Origin of the sequence: Methylorubrum populi (assembly GCA_036946625.1) — a bacterium.
Lineage (GTDB): Bacteria > Pseudomonadota > Alphaproteobacteria > Rhizobiales > Beijerinckiaceae > Methylobacterium > Methylobacterium populi_C.
The window spans coordinates 30813-52928 of sequence record JAQIIU010000001.1; the positions used below are offsets into that span (position 1 = coordinate 30813).

Here is a 22116-nt window from a genome sequence, read left to right on the forward strand (position 1 = left end):
CCCTATCCAACACTGCCCTCAAGGCTGATCGAGATCAGCTTCTGGGCCTCCACCGCGAACTCCATCGGCAGTTGCTGTAGCACGTCGCGGACGAAGCCGTTGACGATGAGGGCGGTCGCCTCCTCCTCGGAGAGGCCGCGCTGCTGGCAGTAGAATTTTTGCTCTTCGGAGATCTTCGAAGTCGTTGCTTCGTGCTCGAACACCGCGCTCGCGTTCTTCGACTCGATGTAGGGCACGGTGTGCGCGCCGCACCGGTCGCCGATCAGCAGGCTGTCGCAGTTGGTGAAGTTGCGGGCGTTCTTGGCTCGTCTGTGGGCCGAGACGAGGCCCCGGTAGGTGTTCTGCGATCGCCCCGCCGAGATGCCCTTCGAGATGATCCGGCTGGTGGTGTTCTTGCCCAGATGGATCATCTTGGTGCCGGAATCGACCTGCTGCATGCCGTTCGACACCGCGATCGAGTAGAATTCTCCGCGCGAGTCGTCGCCCCGGAGGATGCAGGACGGGTACTTCCAGGTGATGGCCGAGCCGGTCTCGACCTGCGTCCACGAGATCTTCGAGCGGGCGCCACGGCAATCGCCGCGCTTGGTCACGAAGTTGTAGATGCCGCCCTTGCCGTCGTTGTCGCCGGGATACCAGTTCTGGACGGTCGAGTACTTGATCTCGGCGTCCTCCAGCGCCACCAGCTCGACCACCGCGGCGTGGAGCTGGTTGTCGTCGCGCTTCGGGGCGGTGCAGCCTTCCAGATACGAGACGTAGGAGCCCTTGTCGGCGATGATCAGCGTGCGCTCGAACTGGCCGGTGTCGCGCTCGTTGATGCGAAAGTAAGTCGACAGCTCCATCGGGCAGCGCACGTCCGGCGGGATGTAGACGAACGACCCGTCTGAGAACACGGCCGAGTTGAGGGTCGCAAAAAAATTGTCGGTCACCGGCACGACCGAGCCGAGATACGTCTTCACGAGGTCCGGGTACGCGCGCACGGCCTCGGAGATCGGCATGAAGATCACGCCGGCCTTCTCGAGCTCCTTCTTGAATGTCGTGGCGACCGAGACCGAGTCGAACACGGCATCGACCGCGACGCGGCGCTCCGGCGCGATGCCTTCCAGCACTTCGACCTCGCGCAAGGGGATGCCGAGCTTCTCGTAGGTCTTCAGGATCTCGGGATCGATGTCGTCGAGCGATTCCGGGCCCTGCCGCTTCGGCGCGGCGTAGTAATAGATGCCGTTGTAATCGACCCGGTCATACTCGACCCGCGCCCACTCCGGCTCCTTCATCGTGAGCCAGCGCTTGTAGGCGTCGAGGCGCCATTCGAGCAGCCAGGCGGGCTCGTTCTTACGCGCCGAGATGAAGCGGATCACGTCCTCGGAGAGGCCCTTCTCGGACTTCTCCATCTCGATCACGGTCTCGAAACCGTACTTGTACTGGTCGAGGTCGATCGAACGAACCCGATCGATGGTCTCCTGCACTGCAGGCATTCAACGTCTCCTACCGACTCCGGCGTCAAGGACCGGGGGTTTCCAACGACACGGCGGGTATCCCGCCGAAAAATGGCTTGGGCGGGCGGCGTTCAGGCGGCCTGCCCTCGCCGCTGATATAGGGACGAAACGACCCGTTCGAACCCCGCGACGAAGCGTTCGAGATCCGTACCTTGCGAATTCCAGCCGAAGCTGACGCGCAGCGCTCCCGCGGCGAGCGCAGGGCTCACGCCCATCGCCGCGAGCACGGGGGAGCGGGCCACCTTGCCCGAGGCGCAGGCCGAGCCCGACGAGACGGACAGGCCGGCGAGATCGAGGGCGATCAGCGCCGTGGCGGCCTCCAGGCCCGGCACGGCGAAGCTGAGGGTGTTGGGCAGGCGCGGCGCGCCCTCGCCGAACACGACGAAGCCGGGCGCGAGCGCCCGCAGGCGCGCTTCGAGGGCGTCGCGCAGGCCGGCGAGCCGCACCGCCTCGGCGGCCTCCAGGGCCGCCTGGGCGATCGCCGCCGCCTCGCCCATGCCGACGATCCCCGAAAGGTTCTCGGTGCCGCAGCGCAGGCGCGCCTCCTGGCCGCCGCCGCGCAGGAAGGGCGCCTCCAGGCTCACCCCCTCGGCCAGCACCATCGCGCCGACGCCCTTCGGAGCGGCGAACTTGTGGCCGGACAGGGTCAGGGCATCGAGGCCGAGCGCGGAAAAATCGAGCGGGATCTTGCCCACCGCCTGCACCGCGTCGCTGTGGACCAGGGCGTTTCCGTGATCGCGGGCGAGCCGCACGATCTCGGACAGCGGCTGCACCACCCCGGTCTCGTTGTTGGCCGCATGAACCGAGATCAGCACGACCTCGCCGCGGGCCGCGTCGAGCCGCGCCGCCAGCGCGTCGAGGCGAAAGCGGCCGGCCGCGTCGACGGGCAACACCTCCACCGCCTCGGGTGCGAAGCGGTGGCCGGCGGCGACGCAAGGGTGCTCGGTGGCCGAGATCATCAGCCGGGCCGGGGCGGGCCGGCCGGCCTTGCGCAACGCGCCGGAGAGCACGGCGTTGGCGGCCTCGGTGCCGCCGCTGGTGAAGGTCACGCGCTCAGGGTCCGTCCCGAGCAGGGCGGCGAGCCGTCCCCGCGCCGTCTGGAGCGCGTGGCGGGCGGCGCGGCCTTCCGCGTGGATCGAGGAGGGGTTGCCGGGCAGTTCGAGCGCGCGCGCGACCGCCGCCGCGACCTCCGGCCGCACCGGGGAGGTCGCATTGTGATCGAGATAGCTGCGAGCACCTGACATCATCCCGCCGTTCCGCTCCGCATCGTCTTGTCGATTCCTGATTTTCTTGATTTCGCCCCCCTCCCCCGTGCTAAGCCGCGCGGATCGCGCGCCTCGTGCATCGCGGTCGAGGTCCGATGTTCAGTTTAGAATGACTCCAATCGCCTAGAATTATTCTAAGAGCGCTTGTAAGTGGCGCGCCCAGCGAGTCAAGCCATGGCCGGCGCCGTGCCGGCCCGCGCCCCTGCGCCCTCCGAAAGCGTGAGGGGTGGGGTCGGATCATCCCGAGGACACCATGCCCGAAGTCATCTTTTCCGGCCCCGCCGGCCGCCTGGAAGGCCGCTATCAGGCCCCCAAGAAGAAGGGTGCGCCGATCGCGATCGTGCTCCACCCGCACCCCCAGTTCGGGGGCACGATGAACAATCAAATCGTGTACAATCTTTTCTACACCTTCGCCAATCGCGGATTCGCAGCCCTGCGCTTCAATTTCCGCGGGGTCGGGCGCAGCCAGGGCGCGTTCGACCACGGTTCGGGCGAACTCTCCGACGCGGCCGCCGCCCTCGACTGGGTGCAGTCGGTCAACCCGGAGGCGAAGTCCTGCTGGATCGCCGGGGTCTCGTTCGGCTCGTGGATCGGGATGCAGCTCCTGATGCGGCGCCCGGAGATCGAGGGCTTCATCTCGATCGCCGCCATGGCCAACCGCTACGACTTCACCTTCCTCGCCCCCTGCCCCTCCTCCGGCCTGTTCGTGCACGGCTCCGAGGACCGGGTGGCGCCGGCCCGCGAGGTGATCCCGGTGATCGAGAAGGTGAAGACGCAGAAGGGCGTCATCATCGAGCACCAGATGGTCGAGGGCGCCAACCACTTCTTCGACGGCAAGGTCGACGAACTGACCCGGACGGTCGACACCTACCTCGACCAGCGCCTCGGGGCGAAGACCGAGGCGGCCTGAGGCCCGCGCCGGCGCTCCGAGCAGGGTTCGTCCCGCGTTCCTCCGGGCATCGCCGACGGCCGGAGCAGGATGCACGGACAATGCACGGACATGGCAAGGGGTCCGGAACGGGGTTCGGCACGCCCGTTCCGGCGGTTGGCGAATCCCCGCCTTCCGGGGACGAGCCGTCCGTTGCGGCCTCACGCGATGCGGGAAGAAACCTTGTGCGCGCCGAAACGGTCCGGGCAGCGCCGCTCGTTACGATTCGTCAACCATGCGGAACAAGTTGTTAGGGAGCCGCACCGGCGACTGCACCCTTTTCTCACATCCGATGGTTTATGTTCGTATGCGTTCGGAGCCGGTGAGATGTCGCTCAAACGTATCGAGACCGACCACTTGCCACGCACCCGGCCGATGCGCTGGCTGACGGCCTCCGGGCCGCACGTGCCGGACGAGGTCCAGGCACGCTTGGTCAAGGATTTCATGGTCCCGCTCCGTGCCGGCGCGGTCGGCGTGATCGGCGACGGCAGCCTGCAGTTGATCGCCGCCATCCGGCATCCCGATGGCCCGTTCCTGTACCTGCTCGGCGCCGGGCTGCTGATCCTCGGCCTGCGCGCGGCCTTCGATCTGGCTCGGCGGCAGCCCGGATGGGGGCGCCGGGTTCCCATCGATCTCTACTTCCTGCTGGGGCACCTGTCGCTGGCGGTCGTCGGCATCGGCAGCGCGCTGGTGTTCGCAACCGGCGACCCGCTGCTCCAGATCCTCGCTCCGGCCATCATGATGGGCATCGCCAGCGGCGTGACCATGCGCGACAACGGGGCGCCGCGCTTCCTCGTCGTGCAGATCCTGCTGTGCACCGTGCCGATGATGGTGGCGATCGCCCTCAGCGGCCAGCCCCTGCTCTCCATCCTCCTCGTCCACATCCCGATGTTCGACGCCTACGTCATCGCGAAGGTGTTCGAGCTGAACCGGCTCCACCTCGCCTCGGTGCTGGCGGAGCGCGAGAGCGAGCGCCGCGCCATGCGCGACGTGCTCACCGGGCTCTCCAACCGGGCCGGCCTGATGGAGGCCCTGACCCGCAACCTGCAGCGCCGGGGCGCGGGGCCGTTTTCGCTGCTCTATCTCGACCTCGACGGCTTCAAGGCGGTCAACGACACCTACGGCCACGCCACCGGCGACCTGCTGCTCCAGGCGGTGGCCGCACGGATCGGCGAGACGATGCCGGAGCGCTGCGTCGCGGCCCGGCTCGGCGGCGACGAGTTCGTGGTGCTCATCCCCGATTGCGGCGACCGGACCGCCGCGAAACTCGGCACGAGGCTCGTCGCCGCGGTCTCCCGTCCCTACACGGTCGGCGCGGGCACGGTGCAGGTCGGGGTCAGCATCGGAATCGCCTGCGCCGGGGCCGATCTCTGCCCGGACGAGCTCCTCGCCCGGGCCGACGCGGCGCTCTACGCCGCCAAGGCCGCCGGCAAGGGCCGCTGCGCCCTGGCCGAGGCGAAGGCGGACGCGCGCCTCGCCGCCTGATCCCTCCGACGCTACGCCGCCCCGTGCACCACCGGCACGGCGGGTGCGCCCTCCCACTCGGAATGCGGGGGGATCGACTCGCCCTTCATGACGATGGTGAGCGGGCGCAGCCGCGCGTAGTCGCCGACATGGCTGTCGTAGAGCACGGTGGAGAAGGCGCCGACCGAGACGCCCCGGCCGACCACGACGCGGCCGACCTTCATGATGCGGTCCTCGTAGAGATGGGTCTGGAGCGCCGCCGAGCGGTTGACCGCCGCGTAGTCGCCGATGGTGACGCAGTCGAACTCGGTGATGTCGGTCATCAGCAGGCAGGTGCCCCGGCCGACCTTCACGCCGAACAGCCGCAGCAGCCAGGGCAGGAACGGCGTGCCCATCAGGTGTTCGAGGAGCACCTTGCCGGCCAAGCCCCAATAGGCCACCGCGATGGCCTCGGTGCGCATCGCCCACCACGACCACATCGGCCGCATGCCGGGGCGGTAGACGCCCATCAGCAGCCACTTGAGGGCGATCACGCTCGCGGTCTGGATCAGCGCGATGACGACGCTCGCGGCGACGAAGGCGAATCCCAAGCCGATCCAGTCCCCTTCGAGGATCTCGGGATAGAACACCCAGTCGATCGCGCAGATGGCGAGCGAGATGTAGAGCATCGGCGAGAACGAGGTGGCGAAGGCCTCGAACAGGCCGCGTCTCAGCTTGGCCGCCTTGCTCGGCTCGAAGGTCTGGGCGGCCGAGCCGAGATCGACCCGCTGGCGCACCGGCAGGCGGATCGGCGGCGAGCCGAACCACGTCTCGCCCGGCCCCATGGCCTCGTTCGCCGGCGGCTTCGACTTGATGCCGATCAGCACGTCGTCGGGGATCTTCGCCCCCGGCGGCAGCACGCCGTCATTGCCGACGAAGACGCGCGCGCCGGTCTCGACCGGATGGAGATGCATCCAGCCGCGGCGGATCTCCTCCTCGCCGACCACCACCTCGTCGGCGATGAAGTTGTCGGCGCCGACCGAAACGAGGTCGTGGCGCGAGCCGAGATTGGTCGAGATCTCGGCGCCCCGGCCCATCCGCGCGCCCATCAGCCGGTACCACGCCCGCATGTAGACGGTGGCGAACAGCGAGGAGAGCGTCTCCAGCGTCACCTCGGAGGCGAGCGCCACGAGCCACTTGCGCAGATAGAGGCCCGACCAGATCGAGACGGTGCCGTGCGTCGCCCGCGGCAGCACCACCCAGCGGATGGCGGCGATGAGCAGCACCGTGCCCGCCGTCATCAGCATGGCGGTGGGCCAGGTCAGCAGCGGCAGGTAGAGGTGGTAATCGACGTCGGTCATCTCCGAGAGATTGTCCGAGATCTGGTCGAAGATGTAGAAGGCCGGGAAGATCGGCAGCAGCCCGATCGCCGGCACCGCCGCGAGCAGGAAGGCATAAGCCCCGCCGAAGGCCGCCCGGCGGCCGGGCGAGGCGGTGGCCGGTTCGGGGAGCGCGGAAAAGTCGACCGTGCCGACCCGGCGGCCCGGCGAGCCGTCCCAGGCCTCGGCCGGACCGATTTCGGTGCCGGCGGGCACGGTGGTCAGATCGGCGATCTCGGCGTGATCGCCGATCACGGTGCCGGGGCCGATGACGCAGGAGGTGCCGATGGCCACATCCTCGCCGATGGCGACCCGGCCGATGACGAGTTCGTTGCCGACGACCTCGGCATTGGCGATGACGAGCCGGCCGCCGAGCGAGGCGCCGCGGCCGACGCTGAGGAGGTCGGGGGCGCCGACATCGAGGTCGGAGATCAGCACGTCGTCGCCGATCTTCGCGCCGAGCAGGCGCAGATAGGCGACGACGGCGGGCGAGCCTTGCAGCCACTTGACGTGCACCAGCGGCGTCAGCCGCTGCGCCAGCCACCAGCGGTAATAATAGACGCCCCAGAGCGGGTAGCGGCCTGCCTTGGTCCGCCCGAGGATCAGCCACTTGGCGACGATCGCGATCGTCGCGGTCACCGCGTTGATGCCGATGTAGACGAGCAGCAGGACGCCGAGTTCGCCCCAGAATCCGAGCCCGCCGCCGGTCAGCAGCAGGTAGGTGACGAAGATGCCGAGCCACTGCGCCGTGGAGAGCGCGATCACGAAGGGCAGCGCCACGGCCTGCGCCAGCCCGCACAGGGCGCGGCGCAGGAGCGGGGGCGGATCGAAGCTCAGGTTCCGCAAAGCCGCCTGCGCGCCGACGCCGCCGCTGCGCTCGATCAGGCTTGCTGCCATCGCCCGCAGGGTCCGGCCGGCATAGACGTCCTGCAGGGTGATCCCGGCGAGCGCCGGGGTCTCGCGCACCGCGCCGACGAAGCGGGCGGCGAGCAGCGAGTGGCCGCCGAGCCCGGAGAAGAAGTCGGCCTCGAGCCCGATCGGCCCCCCGCCGAACACCTTTCTCGCCGCCGCCAGCAAAGCGGCCTCGGTCTCGTTGTCGGGGGCTTCCTGCTCGCCTTCCGGCCCGGCGACGGTCAGCGGGGCGATCCGCAACGCCTTGCGGTCGACCTTGCCCGATGTGAGCCGGGGCAGGGTCTCCACCGTCTCGAAATGGCCGGGCACCATGTAGGGCGGCATCTGCGCCGCCAGATTCCTTCGCACGTTCGCCCGGTCGAGGGTGGCGCCGCGCTCGGGCACGAGAAAGGCCACCAGCCGGTCCACCTCGTCGTCCCGGCGCAGCACCACCGCCGCCTGGTTGATCCCGTCCTGCGCCCGGATGCGGGCCTCGATCTCGCCGAGTTCCACGCGAAAACCGCGGATCTTGACCTGATCGTCGATGCGGCCGTGGAAGACGATGTCGCCTTCCGCCGTCATCGAGACGGCGTCGCCCGAGCGGTAGAGCACCGGATCGGTCCCGTCGGACGGATAGGGGTTGGCGACGAACTTTTCCGCCGTCAGTTCGGGCCGCTTGAGGTAGCCCGCCGCGACGCCGGGGCCGCCGATCAGCAATTCACCTTGTTCGCCGGGCCCGAGCAGGTTCAGCGCCTCGTCGGCGACGTAGACGGAATAGTTCGGGATCGGGCCGCCGATCGTCACGGGCCGGCCCGGCCGCATCTCGGCGGCGGTCGCCACCACGGTGGCCTCGGTCGGCCCGTAGGTGTTGAACAGGCGCCGCCGATCGGTCGCCCAGCGCGCCACCAGCGGCTCGGGCAAGGCTTCGCCCCCGAGCAGGACGAGGCGGACGGTGGGCAGGTCGCTCGCGATCATCGCGAGCAGGGTCGGCACCGTGTCGAGCACGGTGACGCGCGCCTGCGCGATGATCGCGGGCAGGGACTCGACGTCGCCCATCATGGCGGGGCTCGCCACGAACAGGCAGGCGCCGACGAGATAGGGAACCCAGATCTCCTCCATCGAGAGATCGAAGGCGACGGAAGCGCCCTGGAACACCACGTCGTCGGCGCGCAGGCCGTAGACGGCGTTGCCCGCGCGCAGGAAGTGGCAGATGTTGGCGTGGCTGATGACGATGCCCTTCGGCACGCCGGTCGAGCCCGAGGTGTAGATCAGGTAGGCCGGGTGCTCGGGGCCGAGGCCGGCGGCATCGAGATCGGGTATGGGCGCGCCCTGCCCCGCCGCCAGCAGCGCCGCACCCGTGACGGCGGGCGTGCCCTCCGGCGCCTGGGGCCGCAGGGCGTCGGAGACGAGCAGCGCCTTGGCCGCGGCGTCGCCCAGGCACACCGCGACCCGGTCGGCCGGCGCCTCGGCGTCGAAGGGGAGCCACGCGGCGCCGGATTTGGTGATGCCGATCTGCGCGACCAGCAGCTCCGTGCCGCGGGCCATCCAGAGGCCGACGACGTCGCCGGGGCCGATGCCGCGGGCGGACAGTCCCGCGGCGATCGCGTCGGAGCGGGCATCGACCTCGGCGTAGCTCAGGACCGGGCGGCGGCCCTCCGCATCGGCGCTCGCGGCATCGATCAGGCAGGGCGCGTCGGCATGCGCGGCCGCGCTCGCCCGGAACAGGGCGGCCAGGGTTTCCCGGCGGATCAGGTCGGGTCGCGCAGGGCCCCGCAGGACGGCGCGGCCTTCGTCCCGTCCGCCGTCCTGCCGGTTCCGGCTCTTCTCGGCGAGACCGCTCATCGATGCTCCGCTGCCGCTCTTCCAATGCGTTCGGGATTCGCCGCACGACGCGCCCGATCGAGCGGCCCCATGGGCGCCGCCCTTGGCGGTTTTGCGACGAAGATCGCGCCGTTCGCGGGATTTCTCGGGCCGAGGCCCGTCTCCGACGGTCTCTTACACACGCATGCTCTTACACGCGCACGGCAGCGAAGGACCACCCGTTCGAAAACGTCGTATCGGCCCGCGCGATCCGCCCGTCCGGGATTCCTACCCGGCGACCAATCGAAGCGTGCGGGCGGCGGGCGCGAGCCGCACCTGCCGGCCCCAGCCGAAGCCCAGGAAATCCTGCTCGATCCCGTCGGCGAACACGACGCCGCCCTCGTTCATCCGCGAGGTGACGACCAGCGCGGCGTCGGCGAGCTTGCCGGCGCGCAGCCGCGTGGCGGTGGCGACGCTGGGAAACGGCTCGCGCACCCAGTAGCCGACCGCCCGCTCGTCGGGGGCGAGGCGAAAGGACAGACCGGTCGCCTCGGCGATCGAGCGGGCCCAGCCGGTGGCCCCGGTGCCGGAGGCGACGATGAGCCCGCTGGAGGAATGCTCCTCCGCCGCATCCGCCGCCTCGATCCGGTAGCGGGCGGATTGGTGGCCGCGGTGGCCGACGAAGATCTCGTTGAGGGCGAACAGGCGCTCGCCGCCGTCGAGCACCGCCTGGACCATGGTGCGGCGCTCGCATCCGACATCGCCCGCGAGGCTTGCCGGCAGCAGGCGGGGGAGCCGCTCGACGGGATGGCGCGCCAGCACCCCGTCGTAGAGGTCGGGCGCCGGGTTGACCCCGATCACCGGCTGCTCGCCCAGATACTTCGCGACGTTGGCGATCAGCCCGTCCTGACCGACGGCGACGATGACGTCGTCGTCCGCGAACAGGAAGCGGTCGAGGTCGGGTCGCCGCACCAGGGCCTGACGCCACGCGCCGGGCACGGCGGCCCGCGCCCGGGCCAGCACGGCGTGGAAGCGTTCGTGGCGCGCCTCGACCTCGGCGAGCCCCTGGCCGCGGCTCTCCAGGAAGAAGCGGGCCTGACCCCGCGTGGCGTGCCGGGCGATCAGCAGCTCGTAATCGGTCTCGCGGGTGACGAAGACCGCCCGCGGGGTGAGCGCGGCCATGGGACCCTCCCTCAGCGCGCCGGAAGGCCGGTGGGCCGGCGGACCTCGCCGAGCAGAGTGGCGAGCAGGTCCGGCGTCACGTTGACGTGCTCGATCGTGTCGAGCTTGCCCGCCAGCGCCTGGGCGGCGAGGCCGAGCAGGGTGCCCGGCGCCACGTCGCGGTAGATCGCGATGCGCGCCTGCTCGGCTTCCGCCCGGGCGCCCTCGACCGCGCGGATGCGCTCGGCCTCGGCGCCGGCCGCGATGCCTTCCGCCTCGGCCCGTCCCTGCGCCCGGTTGCGGGCGTTCTGCGCCTCTTCCGCGATCAGCAGGGCCTCGCGCCGGGCCAGTTCGGTCCTGGTGGCGAGTTCGTTCTCGGCGATCGCCCGCTCCTTCTCCACGGCCAGCGCCCGGCGGGCGAAGGTGGCCTCGTCCGCCTTCTGCTGCAGCGCCTCGTAGGTCGGCGTCTGGAGCGCGCGCTCCAGTTCGCTCGACGGGGCGAGGTCGGTGAGGCGCACCGACACCACGGCGACGCCGATCTCGGCGAGCGACGGCTCGGCGGCGAGCGCCGCCTGCAACGGCCCGCGCAAGGCTTCCGGTCCGGCATCGAGCAGGGCGCGCACCGGCGCCTGTCCCAGGAACTGGAGCACGGTCTGGTTGGCCAGCCCCGCGATGCGCGCCTCGATCCGCTCGACCGGCTCGCCCTGGAGCCGGCCGGTGCGCAGGTCGAGGGAGAAGTCGACCCGGGCGGCGAGGCGTTCGGGATCGGCGACGTGCCAGCCGACGCTGCCCTGCACCGCCACGGTCTGGAAATCGCCGCTGCGCCCGCGCACGAACAGCGTCATCTCGCGGTCGTCCATCGGCAGTTCGCTGATGCTCGCGGTCTCCGGCCGGAACCAGAACACGAGGCCGCGCCCGCTCTGGCGCGGGCGGCCGTTGCGGTAGCGGATGACGTGGTGGCTGGCCTCGCTGCGAAGCTGCGAGAGGACGCCGAACCGGCGGATCGTGGCCATGTCAGTCTCCTTGCGAAGAGGTTTGCGAGGGGGGTTGGCGGAAGCGGTAGAGTTCGGCGGGGCGGTAGGAGACCCCGGTCTCGAGCCGGCCGGTGGGCGCGAGCCAGCCGCGGTCGAGCATCCGGCGGCGGAAGGCCGGCTTGTTGAGGCGCGCACCGAGGATCGCCTCGTGCACGTCCTGGAGCTGGCGCAGGGTGAACAGCTCGGGCAGCAGGGCGAAGCCGACCTCCGACGTGTCGAGCTTGCCCCGCAGGCGCCGGATGGCCAGCGCGACGATCCCGGCGTGGTCGAAGGCGAGGGTGAGCGCCTCGCCCGTCCGCGACAGCACCGTCACCGGGCCGCCGGCCTCCCCCGCCCGAGGCGGTATGACCGTGCCCGGATGCAGGGCGGGGGCGCGCTCCAGCGCCTCGGTGAAGGCCGCCTCGGTCAGGAGCGCGAGATGGGCCACCGTGACGATGCGCATGCGCGGATCGCGCTCCACGGCGCCGAAGGTGTAGAGCTGCTCCAGATGCGCCCGCGCCCCACCCGCCTTCTCGCGCAGGACGCGCCCGGCGGCCGCGTCGAGCGCCTCGTCGATCCCGACGAAGCCGCCGGGCAGCGCGTGGCGCCCCGCATGCGGGTGCCGGGCGCGCCGCAGCAGCAGGATGGCGGGGCGCCCGCCGGCGAGGCCCAGCAGCACCAGATCGACGGCCAGCGCCGGCCGCGCGTAATCGGCGGGATCGTAGCGGGCCAGGAACTCGGATTCCGACTCGGCTCGGCTCATCGCAGCGTCTCGTCGATCTTATATCCAATGTGCGATTTAGTTATTTTTGTTTTGAATATATGTCAAGCGGTCGGTCGGAGCCGCCGCGAGGATCGGCCGGAAAGGGTCGGCAGCGGGAGGGGTGGAGGCCGCTCGGCAGGGGGCCCGGCTCGCCCCTGGCCACGGGTCGGGCCGCCCGCCGACGGAGCGCCGAACCGCGCGCCGAACCCGCCGCGCATCATGGTGCACCGCAACCAAGCGACCGTGCCGTGTGTTGGGGACCGCAACCCATCTCAGAAAACGGGAGCCCCGCCATGACGACCACCCAGACGACCACCACCCAATCCACGATGCGCACCCGCGTCCTGCGCCTGACCGCCGCCGCCGGCCTGCTGGCCCTGACGACGGGCGTCGCCGCGGCCCAGAACCCCGACCTGACCAAGAACCCGGAGAACACCGGCCGCGCGCCGACCGCGACGGAGGCCACCAAATCCAACGGCAACCTGAAAGAGTGGCAGGTGGCCAAATCGGCCAAGACCGGCCTCGCCCAGGCGATCGCCACCGCCGAGGGCGCGGGCGAGGAGAAGGGCGGCCGGGCGATCGACGCCGATTTCGAGAAGGCCGACGGCAAGAACCCGGCGCATTACGCGATCAAGGTGGTCTACCCGAGCGGCAAGCTCGTCGAGCACGGCATCGACGCCGACACCGGCGCCCTCTACAAGTCCGAGAACCAGCCGATCGAGCGCTACTTCACCCGCCTGAAGGTCAGCGACTTCCAGAACGCCAAGGTCTCGCTGAAGGACGCGATCGCGCTCGCCGAGAAGAAGGCTCCCGGCGGCAAGGCCTACGAGGCCGAGGTCGAGCGCGAGGGCAAGGCGGTCGAGTACGAGATCAAGGTGGCGCTCACCGACCGCGAGCAGGAGATCAAGGTCGGCCCCGACGGCACCGTGAAGAACGACTGATCGTTTCCCGGACCCACGGCGGAGCGGTCCCGCTCCGCCGTGGGACGGCAGGCCCGTCGTGACGGGGCGGCCCTCCGGGCGATCGGCCCGCCCTCTGCCCAAAATCGTCGCCCGTCATCGCGCGCCTCGGCGAAGCGATCCAGGGGCGCGACCTTTTTCGGAGAAAGGCGCTCCGGGCCACCTCGCCGTTGGGTGCGCGGAGACGGGCGACCGATGCCGCGGCGCCCTCCCCCAAAAAATTCCGGCCCTCAGGCCCAGCGCCAGCCGCCGGGCTCGATGACGAGGATGTGGCCCTGGCGGATGCCGAGCCGCGGGGCGGCGTGGACGTCGAGATGGCCGACGATGACCAGGAGCGCCCGGGCGACGCCGCCATGGGCGACCATCACCGTCGGGCGGCGCAGCTCCGCCACCACCTCCTCCACCCGCGCCTCGACCATGGCGTAGCTCTCCGCCCCCTCCCCGCGGGGCCGGTAGCCCCAGCGGTCGCGGTCGCGCGCGGCGGCGCCCGCCGCGTCGCGCCGCCGGATCTCGGCCCAGGTCCGGCCCTCCCAGGCGCCGAAGCCGATCTCCTTCAGCCGCGGATCGGCGCGGTAGCCCGCCGCGGGCAGGCCGATGCCGGCGCGCAGGATCTCCATGGTCCGGCGGGTGCGGGTCAGCGGGCTCGCCACGTAGTCGGCGGTCGGCAGTTCCGCCCCGGCGACGCGGCGCAGGCGCTCGGCAGCCTCCGCCGCGTGGGCGAGGCCGTTGGCGTTGAGGTCGGTGTCGCGGTGGCCCTGGAGGCGGCCTTCCGCGTTCCAGTCGGTCTGGCCGTGGCGCACGAACCAGATCGTCGGCACCCCGCTCACGCCCCTGCCCCGCTCCGGCCGGAGCGTCCCGCGAAAAACCCCGGCACGCCGGATCGGGAACGGCGGAGGCGGCACATCTGTTGGGGCTCCAAGCTTGTCCCTTCCTGCGGGTCCGGGCCGGCGGCCTCGCAATCGGCTCGTGAGCGGGTAATTTTCGGCATGGCGCACAAGAACGGCAAGGACGGCGACGGTTCCCGGCGTGACAAAGCGCGGGAAACAAAGCCGCAGGACGGCGTTCCCGGCGGCGATCCCCCGCCCTCCTCCGCCGGCCAGGCGCGTGCGGCGGAGGCGGGCGCCGGCACCGCGCCGAGCCTGTCGCCGCATCTCCACCCCGTCCTGCCGCCTGCGGCCCGGGGCATCGTCACGGTCGAGCCCGGCCGGGGCTTCACCCTCGCCTCGGTCGATCCGGACGCCGCCGGCGGCCTCGACAAGGCGCAGGCCAAGGGCGCGCTCACCGAGGAGCGGGCGCGCATCAGGGCGCTGCAGGAAAGGCTCTACGCCGAGCGCCGCCGCTCCCTGCTGGTGGTGTTCCAGGCCATCGACACCGGCGGCAAGGACGGCACCATCCGCAACGTCCTGGAGGGGGTGAACCCGCAGGGCTGCCGGGTCTGGTCGTTCAAGGTGCCGAGCGCCGAGGAGCTCGATCAGGACTTTCTCTGGCGCTATCACGCCCGCGTCCCCGGCCGCGGCCTGATCGGCGTGTTCAACCGCAGCCACTACGAGGACGTGCTGGTGGTGCGGGTGAAGGGGCTGGTGCCGGAGGAGACGTGGCGCGAGCGCTACGGGCTCATCAACGATTTCGAGCGGCTGCTGACGCTCTCAGGGGTCGTGATCCTGAAGTTCTTCCTGCACATCTCCAAGGACGAGCAGAAGGAGCGCCTGGAGGCGCGCCTCGCCGACCCGAAGAAGCACTGGAAGTTCGACCCCGCCGACCTCGTGGAGCGGAAAAGCTGGGATGCCTACCAGACCGCCTTCGACGACGCGCTGACCCGCTGCTCGACCCCTTACGCCCCCTGGCACGTGGTGCCGGCCGACCGCAAATGGGCCCGCAACCTGATGGTCGCGAAAACCATCGCCGACACGCTGGAGGCGATGGACCCGCACTTCCCGGAGCCGCGCGAGGGGCTGGAAGGCCTCACGGTGCCGGATTGAGGTCCGTTTCCGGATCGAGGCCGACGCCCCGGCAGGCGGGAAGGCTGGAACGGGACGCCGCAGGTCACCGCGAGCCAGTTCAGCCGCCGCACCATCTCGGCCGCCTCGGGCGCTGCATCGGGCATGCGATCGAGGCGCGCGGCCATCCGTTCGAGGGAGAAGAGCCGAGCCCTGATCCCGGATGCGATCCAGCTTCTGTCCTTGATCCCTCCAAGCCACGACTTTCGCCAAGGCCACGTCATCGATGTCAGGGACGATGGCGGTCACGCCGGGGCATCCGCCGCCCTGGTAGGGGCTGTGCGCGATCCTTCCAATCGGTCGGCATCACCGCTGTTCCGGGCGAGACGCCATCGGCGTAGTATCCGTACTGGTTGTGGAAGGCCGAACCCTGGCCGATATTGGCGTCGATCGCGCCCGACAGCGCCTCGGTGTCGGGCGTGCCGGGAACGAAGATGTCGGCCTCCCGCGTCATCAGCATGTCGCCGGGAATAGTCCTGCATCGGACGACGATCACCGAGGAGCCGACCAGAACGAAGGTGTCGTGGCCCGTCACCCCCGCTGCCGCGCGCAGGATGTGGTCGAGCCGGTCCCTCCGCATCATCCGTGGCGGTCCGGGCTCGCCGACGGCCGATCCTGAAGTCCGGCCACCTCGACCATTTCGATCCGCTCCCGCGGGGACAGGACCGCGAAGACGGGCTGCGTATCCCGGAGCAGGTCGCCTCGCGGCGTATCCTCCAGCAACTGGCGCACGACCTGCCTGATGTCCTGGTCCAGAAGAGCGGTCCAGAGGATGTAGGCATGGGCCTGTGCCGGATCCGGGCGGACCAAGCGCTCCAGATAGGACCTGCCGTTGGCGACGAGGCCGGGATCGTCGATCAGACGCGCCGCGATCCGGCGCGTCAGCTCGTAGGACCGGCGCTTGTTGCGGTCGTGGAAGTCGGCCTTGCGCGGAAACGATCCGACGAAGCGCTCTCCTTCCGTCATGCGGCATCCCCGGTAATCGGCAACGGTCGTCCTCGGATGCTAACCTCTTCCCGCCACGGGAAGAAGATGGGCGGTGGCGATCAGGGGCCGGCAGCCGCATCTCCCTCCTCGAATCGTCCTCCGAACGGTCTAGACTGGCCCGCTCCAACGCGCGGGAGGTCACCGTTGCCGATGGTTCGGGAGATCGAGGCGGCCGGGTATCGCTCGTTGAAGAGCATCCGGTTTCCGGTCGGGCCTCTGTCGGTCTTCGTCGGCGGCAACGGCACCGGCAAGACCAACCTGTACCGGGCCCTCGCCCTGCTCCAGACGGCTTCCACCGGCACGCTGACGCGGGCGCTCGCCGCCGAGGGCGGGATGGAATCCGTGCTCTGGGCGGGTCCGCGCCGCCGTGGCGAGCCGGCCCGGGTGCGGCTGTCCGCCGAACTGTTCGACGAGGCCACCGGCCATGCTTACACCTACGCGGTGGAGGTCGGCCTCGTGTCACAGGCCGGGGATCGGATCTTCGGGGCGGCCTTCGCCCTGGAGCCCCAGGTGAAGAGCGAGCGACTCACCGTGCAGGCGGGTGCACGGCCTGTGACGGTGCTCGACCGCGACGGCCCGGCAGGCTTCGTGCGCGACGAGGCGGGTCGCAAGCGCGCCTTCGGCCTCGACCTGCTGCCCACCGAGACGGCGCTCGCCGCGCTTCAGGACGCCGTGCGCTTCCCCGAGTTGCAGAGCGTCCGCCAGGCGCTGGATGCGTGGCGCTTCCATCACGGCGTGCGCACCGATGCCGACTCGCCCCTGCGCCGTCCCTGCCTCGCGGTGACGACGCCGACGCTCTCGTCCGACGGCGCCGACCTCGCGGCGGTCTTCGCCACCCTGGTCCATATCCGTGCCGACACGGCCGACCTCGACGCCGCGATCGCCGATGCCTTCCCCGGTGCGCGCCTCGTGGTGCCGCCGCCGGGCCGCGAGGCGCGGTTCGGCGTGATCTTTTCCGATTATCCGAAGCGGGTATTCGAGCCGTCCGAACTCTCCGACGGGACGCTGCGCTACCTCGCGCTCGCCGGCACGCTGCTCGCCTACCGGCTGCCGCCCTTCCTGGCGCTCAACGAGCCCGAGACCAGCCTGCATCCGGACCTGATGGCGCCGCTCGCACGGATGATCGTGCAGGCTTCGAAGCGCACGCAGGTCTGGCTGGTGACGCATTCCGAGCGCCTCGCCGCCGCGGTGGCCGAGCACGGCGGCGTGCGCCCGCGCGTCGTGCTCAAGCGCGAGGGCGCGACCTGGATCGAGGGCCTGCGCCTGGCCGGCGATTTCTCCGATGAGGACGATTGAGCGATGCGGGTCGCGATTCAGGCCGTGCTGACCGGACGTGTCGCGCCGCTCGGGACGGCGACGAGTGCCATTGCCAAGGCGCCCGTGGAGGGGCCGGTCGCGGTGGGGCCGCTCGGGCTTTCGGGCGACGAGCAGGCCGACCGGCGCGTCCACGGCGGCCCGGAGAAGGCCGTGCATCACTACGCCCTCGACCACGCCGCCGCGTGGCGCGCGGACCTGCCCGGATTGCCGGACCTGCTGGAACGGCCCGGTGCCTTCGGCGAGAATTTTTCCTCGCACGGCCTGACGGAGGGGCAGGTCTGCGTCGGCGACCTGTGGCGGGCGGGCGGCGCCCTGCTCCAGGTCTCCCAGGCGCGCCAGCCCTGCTTCAAGCTGAACCTGCGCTTTTCCGTGCCGGACATGGCCCGCCGCGTCCAGGCGAGCGGGCGCACCGGCTGGTACTACCGGGTGATCGAGCCGGGGAGCGTGGCGGCGGGGGATACCCTGGACCTCGTGGAGCGCCCGCATCCGGACTGGCCGCTCGCGCGGCTCCTCCACCACTTTTACGTCGACCGCCTCGACGCGGCGGCCTTGCGGGCGATCGCGGTGCTCGCCCCTCTCACGGAATCCTGGCGCACGCTGGCCGCCCGCCGGCTCGCGAGCGGCGCCGTGGAGGATTGGCGCCGGAGGCTCGGGGAAGACGTTTGAGGCCTGTGCGGGTTCAGGTCGAGGCGAGAGGATGCTTACCCACCTCGACCGGATGCCTGGAAGCAGAGTCTATTCCCGCTCGCGGGTGATGTCCGGTGCCTCGGGGTTCTTCATGCCGACGACGTGGTAGCCGGCATCGACGTGCAGGATCTCGCCGGTCATGCCGCGGGACATGTCGGAGAACAGGTAGGCCGCCGTCTCGCCGACCTCCTCGATGGTCACGGTCCGGCGCATCGGCGCGTTGTACTCGTTCCACTTGAGGATGTAGCGGAAGTCGCCGATGCCCGACGCCGCCAGCGTCTTGATCGGGCCGGCCGAGATCGCGTTGACGCGGATCTGCTTCGGGCCGAGATCGGCGGCGAGGTAGCGCACGGAGGCCTCCAGCGCGGCCTTGGCGACGCCCATCACGTTGTAGTGGGGCATCCACTTCTCGGCGCCGTAATAGGTCAGGGTCAGCATCGAGCCGCCCTCGCGCATGATCTTTTCCGCCCGCTGCGCCACCGCGGTGAACGAGTAGCAGGAGATCAGGAGCGACTTGGTGAAGTTGGCCTCCGAGGTCTCGATGTAGCGGCCGGTCAGCTCGTCCTTGTCGGAGAAGGCGATGCAGTGGACGACGAAATCGAGCCCCTCGGGGAACACCTCGGCCGTGGCGGCGAAGGCGGAATCGATCGAGACCGGGTCGGTCACGTCGCAATGGCCGACCACCTGCGCGTTCAGTTCGCGCGCCAGCGGCTCGACGCGCTTCTTCAGCGCCTCGCCCTGGTAGGTGAAGGCCAGTTCCGCCCCGTGGGCGGCGGCGCTGCGGGCGATGCCCCAGGCGATCGAGCGGTTGTTGGCCACTCCCAGCACCAGCCCGCGCTTGCCCGCGAGCAGCCCGCCCGGCTTCCGATCCGACATGCGTCACCTTCGCTTCGGCCGCGCGGGCGCCCCCGAGGGGCGACCCTGCGCCGGGGGCTTCCTTAGCGGAGGGCCGCCAGGGGGGGAAGCCTGAAGGCGACATGCGGGCCCGATCCGGCCGATGCCGGGTCGGGCCGGATTCCCCTCCGGCCCTACACCGTCCCGGCCTTCGCCTCGCGGCGGCGGCGGGCGTAGTCGGTCAGCGCCGCGTCCTCGCCCGCGGGCAGGGCCACGGCGGTCGTCGCGAACAGGTCGCCGCGGGTGCCGTCCTTCTTCGGCAGGCCCTTTCCGCGCAGGCGGAAGGTGCGGCCGGAGCCCGTCATCGCCGGCACCTTCATCTCGACCGCGCCGGTCAGCGTCGGCACGCGCAAGAGGCCGCCCAGCACCGCATCCTCCAGCGGCAGGTCGACGGTGGTGCGCAGGTCCGCCCCCTCGACCTCGAACAGCGGGTGGGGCTGGATGCGGATGGTGAGCAGCGCGTCGCCCGGTTCCGCGCGCGGGCCGCCCGGGCCGCCGAGGCCCCGCAGGCGGATGGTCTGGCCGTCGACGACGCCCTTGGGGATCATCACGTCGACGTCGCGCCCGCCGGGCAGGCCGATCCGCATCTTCTCCTCGCCCGCGACCTGCTCCAGCGTCACGCCGAGTTCGGCCGCCACGTCCTCGCCGCGCGACGGACCGCCGCGGCCGAAGCCGCCGGCTCCCGCGGGGCCCGCCCCGCCCGCGCGAAAGGCCTCGCCGAAGATGTGGCTGATGAAGTCCTCGCCGATGCCGCCCGGGCCCGCCCCGCCGGCGCCGCCGCGCCTCTGGGTGAAGCCCTCGAAGTCGAAGCCGCCGCCCCCGCGCCCGCCGCCGAAGCCGGAAAAGCCCTCGAAGCCGGTCGCGCGCGGCTTGCCCTCGGCGTCGATCTCGCCGCGGTCGAACTGGGCGCGCTTCTCCTTGTCGCCGAGGATCTCGTAGGCGGTGTTCGCCTCCGCGAAGCGCTCGGCGGCCTTCGAATCCTTGTTGCTGTCGGGGTGATAGGCCTTGGCGAGCTTACGGAAGGCCTTCTTGATCTCGGCCTCGCCCGCGCCCTTGGGCACACCCAGAACGTCGTAGGGGTTTCGCATCGGGGCTCTTTTGAAGGGATCGCAACCGCCGAGGGATACGGCCTCTGCCGCGTCGCTTCAACGTGGGAAGGGCGTTGCGGTTCTGCAACACCCCTCGCGATCATCGCTCGACGATTGCGGGGAGCCCGTCAGGACTTCGCCGCGCGCAGCCGCTTCAGCGCCCACTCGCCGCCGGAGGGCTTGCAGCCGGTGCCGCGCACGAAGCGGCTGGTCGCGCCGCCGACCACCGTCGCGAGGAAGTCGCGGCAGATCTCGTCGCCAGCCACGTAGGGCAGGCCGGTCGGGTTGATCGAGCCGCGCAGGGCGGTCTCCGGGTTCTCCCACTTCACCGGGCGCCCGTTGCCCTGCGGGTCGAGGGCGACCGAGAGCGCCGCGTGGGCGCGCCGCCAGTCCTCGCCGTCGAGGTCGCGCCCGAAGCTCGCGGACCGCTTCGGGATGCTGCCGGTGACGAGCGGTTCGGGCGCGGCCGGCGCCTCCTCCGACCGGAACGACAGGATCGGCCCGCTGCACGCCCCGCAGGCGGAGGCGAGCAGGCCCGCGGCCAGAAGGGACACGGCCCGCGGCGCGGCGCGATCCTGCGCGCGGCCGGCATCCGTTGCGGCGGAGCGCGCCCGGGCGAGGGCTTGACCGAGGGCTTTACACGGACGCAGACGCATTACACCTGAACTCGAGACAGACGGGGGTCCGACAGGGTGTGCCGCCCGACGTCGGTGCCCCCCGACCCGGCTGCCACAGGGACGAAAATGGCCATCGATCGGTTAAGAGAGGGTGAGCCCGGCGGATCGGCGGTCCACCCCGAGGATTTCACGTTGTCGTCGGATCCCTGGGCGCTGTTTTCCGCCTGGATGGCGGAAGCGGAGGCCTCCGAACCCGCGGACGCCAACGCCATGGCGCTCGCCACCGCCGGCCCCGACGGCCTGCCCGACGTGCGGGTGGTGCTGCTGAAGGGCCTCGATCCCCGCGGCCTCGTCTTCTACACCAACGCGGAATCGGCCAAGGGCGAGCAGCTCCTCGCCAACCCGCAGGCCGCGACCGTGCTGTACTGGAAGTCGCTCGGCCGGCAGATCCGCGCCCGCGGCCCCGTCTCCCGCGTCACGCGCGAGGAGGCCGACGCCTACTTCGCCAGCCGCCACAGGGACAGCCGCATCGGCGCGCTCGCGAGCCGGCAGTCGCGCCCGCTCACCGACCGCCCGACCCTGATGGCCGAGGTCGCCGCCCTTTCGGAGACGTACGAGAACGGCCCGGTGCCGCGCCCCGAGCACTGGCTGGGGTTTCGCATCGCCCCGGTGCAGCTCGAGTTCTGGCGGAACGGCACCTACCGCCTGCACGACCGGGTGCGCTTCACCCGCGAGGGCGACGGCTGGGCCCGCTCGCGGCTCTATCCCTGACCGGACGCCCGGAAGACGACCATCGGCCGGCTTCCGGGCCGTTTCGGGATCAGTCCATCACCGAACGGATCGCCGCCAGGAGCTCCTCCTCGGTGTAGGGCTTGCGGATGAACAGGCCGTCGGGCGGCACGTCGCCCGGGGCCGGCCGCACCTTGCCGGAGGTGATGACGATGCCGATGCCGGGCCAGCGCCGGGCGATGCAGGCGGCGAGCTTGATGCCGTCGATGCCGAGCGGCATGTCGATGTCGGTCACGACGGCGCGCACGCCCGCCCCGGCCTCCCCGCCCTCGTCGAGGACGCGGATGGCCGCATTGCCGTTGGTGGCCTCGCACACGGCATAGCCGGCTTCCGCGATCGTCTCGACCGCGGCGTGGCGGGTCACGGCATCGTCCTCGACGACGAGCACGACCGGCTTGGCTTCCGCTTCGCTCACGCGTCTTGATTCCCGAACCGACCGCAAGCCCCCCTCCTTCCGCTCGCACGAAGGCCGCCCGGGAGCAAGCGTGGGCTGCCTCGCTCCGCGACACGCCCTTCGCGATGCGGCGCGGACCCTGGATTTCCGGCGAGGCGCGGCTTATCCCTTGGGACGAAGGCCCGCCTCGCGTGCAGCGCGGCGCTTCTCTTCGAGAGCGCTCCCGTCGCCGAAGCGGATGTCGCTTCGGC

Annotated in this window: 20 protein-coding genes; 7 read left to right on the forward strand and 13 right to left on the reverse strand. The window is 71.0% G+C overall.

What is annotated here, in order from left to right:
• Positions 1-2 precede the first annotated feature (2 nt).
• Positions 3-1472, reverse strand: coding sequence for a Fe-S cluster assembly protein SufB (sufB, locus tag PGN25_00190; protein MEH3116074.1), 1470 nt, complete (start codon positions 1470-1472; stop codon positions 3-5).
• A gap of 92 nt (positions 1473-1564) precedes the next feature.
• Positions 1565-2740 carry a cysteine desulfurase family protein gene (locus PGN25_00195; protein MEH3116075.1) on the reverse strand — a complete coding sequence of 392 codons (1176 nt, stop codon included), beginning with the start codon at positions 2738-2740 and terminating at the stop codon, positions 1565-1567.
• A 271-nt stretch (positions 2741-3011) separates the two neighbouring features.
• On the opposite strand from PGN25_00195, the gene PGN25_00200 reads away from it, so the two are divergent.
• Positions 3012-3668 carry an alpha/beta hydrolase gene (locus PGN25_00200; GenBank protein ID MEH3116076.1) on the forward strand — a complete coding sequence of 219 codons (657 nt, stop codon included), beginning with the start codon at positions 3012-3014 and terminating at the stop codon, positions 3666-3668.
• A 345-nt stretch (positions 3669-4013) separates the two neighbouring features.
• Positions 4014-5171, forward strand: coding sequence for a GGDEF domain-containing protein (locus PGN25_00205; protein ID MEH3116077.1), 1158 nt, complete (start codon positions 4014-4016; stop codon positions 5169-5171).
• A gap of 11 nt (positions 5172-5182) precedes the next feature.
• On the opposite strand, the gene PGN25_00210 is transcribed toward PGN25_00205, so the two are convergent.
• From PGN25_00210 to PGN25_00225, 4 genes are all read right to left on the reverse strand, one after another.
• On the reverse strand, positions 5183-9241 hold the full coding sequence (locus PGN25_00210) for an amino acid adenylation domain-containing protein (GenBank protein MEH3116078.1): 4059 nt from the start codon (positions 9239-9241) through the stop codon (positions 5183-5185).
• 246 nt (positions 9242-9487) lie between these two features.
• The gene (locus PGN25_00215; GenBank protein MEH3116079.1) at positions 9488-10381 is read right to left on the reverse strand and encodes a hypothetical protein; all 894 of its coding nucleotides are present in this window, start codon (positions 10379-10381) and stop codon (positions 9488-9490) included.
• Positions 10382-10392: 11 nt separating this feature from the next.
• Positions 10393-11373 (reverse strand): SPFH domain-containing protein, encoded by a 981-nt coding sequence (locus PGN25_00220; GenBank protein ID MEH3116080.1) that lies wholly within the window; start codon positions 11371-11373, stop codon positions 10393-10395.
• A 1-nt stretch (position 11374) separates the two neighbouring features.
• Positions 11375-12136, reverse strand: coding sequence for an NUDIX domain-containing protein (locus PGN25_00225; GenBank protein MEH3116081.1), 762 nt, complete (start codon positions 12134-12136; stop codon positions 11375-11377).
• Positions 12137-12465: 329 nt separating this feature from the next.
• Between PGN25_00225 and PGN25_00230 the strand changes: the two genes are divergently transcribed.
• A complete protein-coding gene (locus PGN25_00230; protein ID MEH3116082.1) occupies positions 12466-13077 on the forward strand; it encodes a PepSY domain-containing protein in 612 nt (203 codons plus the stop codon).
• A 248-nt stretch (positions 13078-13325) separates the two neighbouring features.
• Here PGN25_00230 and PGN25_00235 read toward each other — a convergent pair whose 3' ends face one another.
• Positions 13326-13922 carry a histidine phosphatase family protein gene (locus tag PGN25_00235; GenBank protein MEH3116083.1) on the reverse strand — a complete coding sequence of 199 codons (597 nt, stop codon included), beginning with the start codon at positions 13920-13922 and terminating at the stop codon, positions 13326-13328.
• 159 nt (positions 13923-14081) lie between these two features.
• Between PGN25_00235 and PGN25_00240 the strand changes: the two genes are divergently transcribed.
• Positions 14082-15074, forward strand: a complete 993-nt coding sequence (locus PGN25_00240) for a polyphosphate kinase 2 family protein (protein MEH3116084.1) — start codon at positions 14082-14084, stop codon at positions 15072-15074.
• A gap of 247 nt (positions 15075-15321) precedes the next feature.
• Here PGN25_00240 and PGN25_00245 read toward each other — a convergent pair whose 3' ends face one another.
• Positions 15322-15675 carry a hypothetical protein gene (locus PGN25_00245; protein MEH3116085.1) on the reverse strand — a complete coding sequence of 118 codons (354 nt, stop codon included), beginning with the start codon at positions 15673-15675 and terminating at the stop codon, positions 15322-15324.
• Entirely contained in the window at positions 15672-16058 is a 387-nt protein-coding gene (locus PGN25_00250) for a hypothetical protein (protein MEH3116086.1), read from the reverse strand. Before PGN25_00250 ends, PGN25_00245 begins: the two co-directional genes overlap by 4 nt.
• A gap of 165 nt (positions 16059-16223) precedes the next feature.
• Here PGN25_00250 and PGN25_00255 point away from each other — a divergent pair, with 165 nt between their 5' ends.
• Together PGN25_00255 and PGN25_00260 are read left to right on the forward strand one after the other, a co-directional pair.
• Complete coding sequence (locus PGN25_00255; GenBank protein MEH3116087.1) at positions 16224-17375, forward strand: AAA family ATPase; 1152 nt, start codon at positions 16224-16226, stop codon at positions 17373-17375.
• A 3-nt stretch (positions 17376-17378) separates the two neighbouring features.
• Entirely contained in the window at positions 17379-18062 is a 684-nt protein-coding gene (locus tag PGN25_00260) for an MOSC domain-containing protein (protein MEH3116088.1), read from the forward strand.
• Positions 18063-18131: 69 nt separating this feature from the next.
• On the opposite strand, the gene fabI is transcribed toward PGN25_00260, so the two are convergent.
• The 3 genes from fabI to PGN25_00275 all read right to left on the reverse strand — a co-directional run bounded on the left by fabI (position 18132) and on the right by PGN25_00275 (position 20721).
• A complete protein-coding gene (gene fabI / locus PGN25_00265; GenBank protein ID MEH3116089.1) occupies positions 18132-18959 on the reverse strand; it encodes an enoyl-ACP reductase FabI in 828 nt (275 codons plus the stop codon).
• 152 nt (positions 18960-19111) lie between these two features.
• Positions 19112-20065: a DnaJ domain-containing protein gene (locus PGN25_00270; protein MEH3116090.1), complete on the reverse strand. Its 954-nt coding sequence runs from the start codon at positions 20063-20065 to the stop codon at positions 19112-19114.
• Positions 20066-20193: 128 nt separating this feature from the next.
• Complete coding sequence (locus tag PGN25_00275) at positions 20194-20721, reverse strand: RT0821/Lpp0805 family surface protein (protein ID MEH3116091.1); 528 nt, start codon at positions 20719-20721, stop codon at positions 20194-20196.
• An 87-nt stretch (positions 20722-20808) separates the two neighbouring features.
• On the opposite strand from PGN25_00275, the gene pdxH reads away from it, so the two are divergent.
• Positions 20809-21453: a pyridoxamine 5'-phosphate oxidase gene (gene pdxH, locus PGN25_00280; protein MEH3116092.1), complete on the forward strand. Its 645-nt coding sequence runs from the start codon at positions 20809-20811 to the stop codon at positions 21451-21453.
• A gap of 49 nt (positions 21454-21502) precedes the next feature.
• Here the strand turns inward: pdxH and PGN25_00285 are convergent, their stop codons facing one another.
• Positions 21503-21886 (reverse strand): response regulator, encoded by a 384-nt coding sequence (locus tag PGN25_00285; protein MEH3116093.1) that lies wholly within the window; start codon positions 21884-21886, stop codon positions 21503-21505.
• Positions 21887-22116 lie beyond the last annotated feature (230 nt).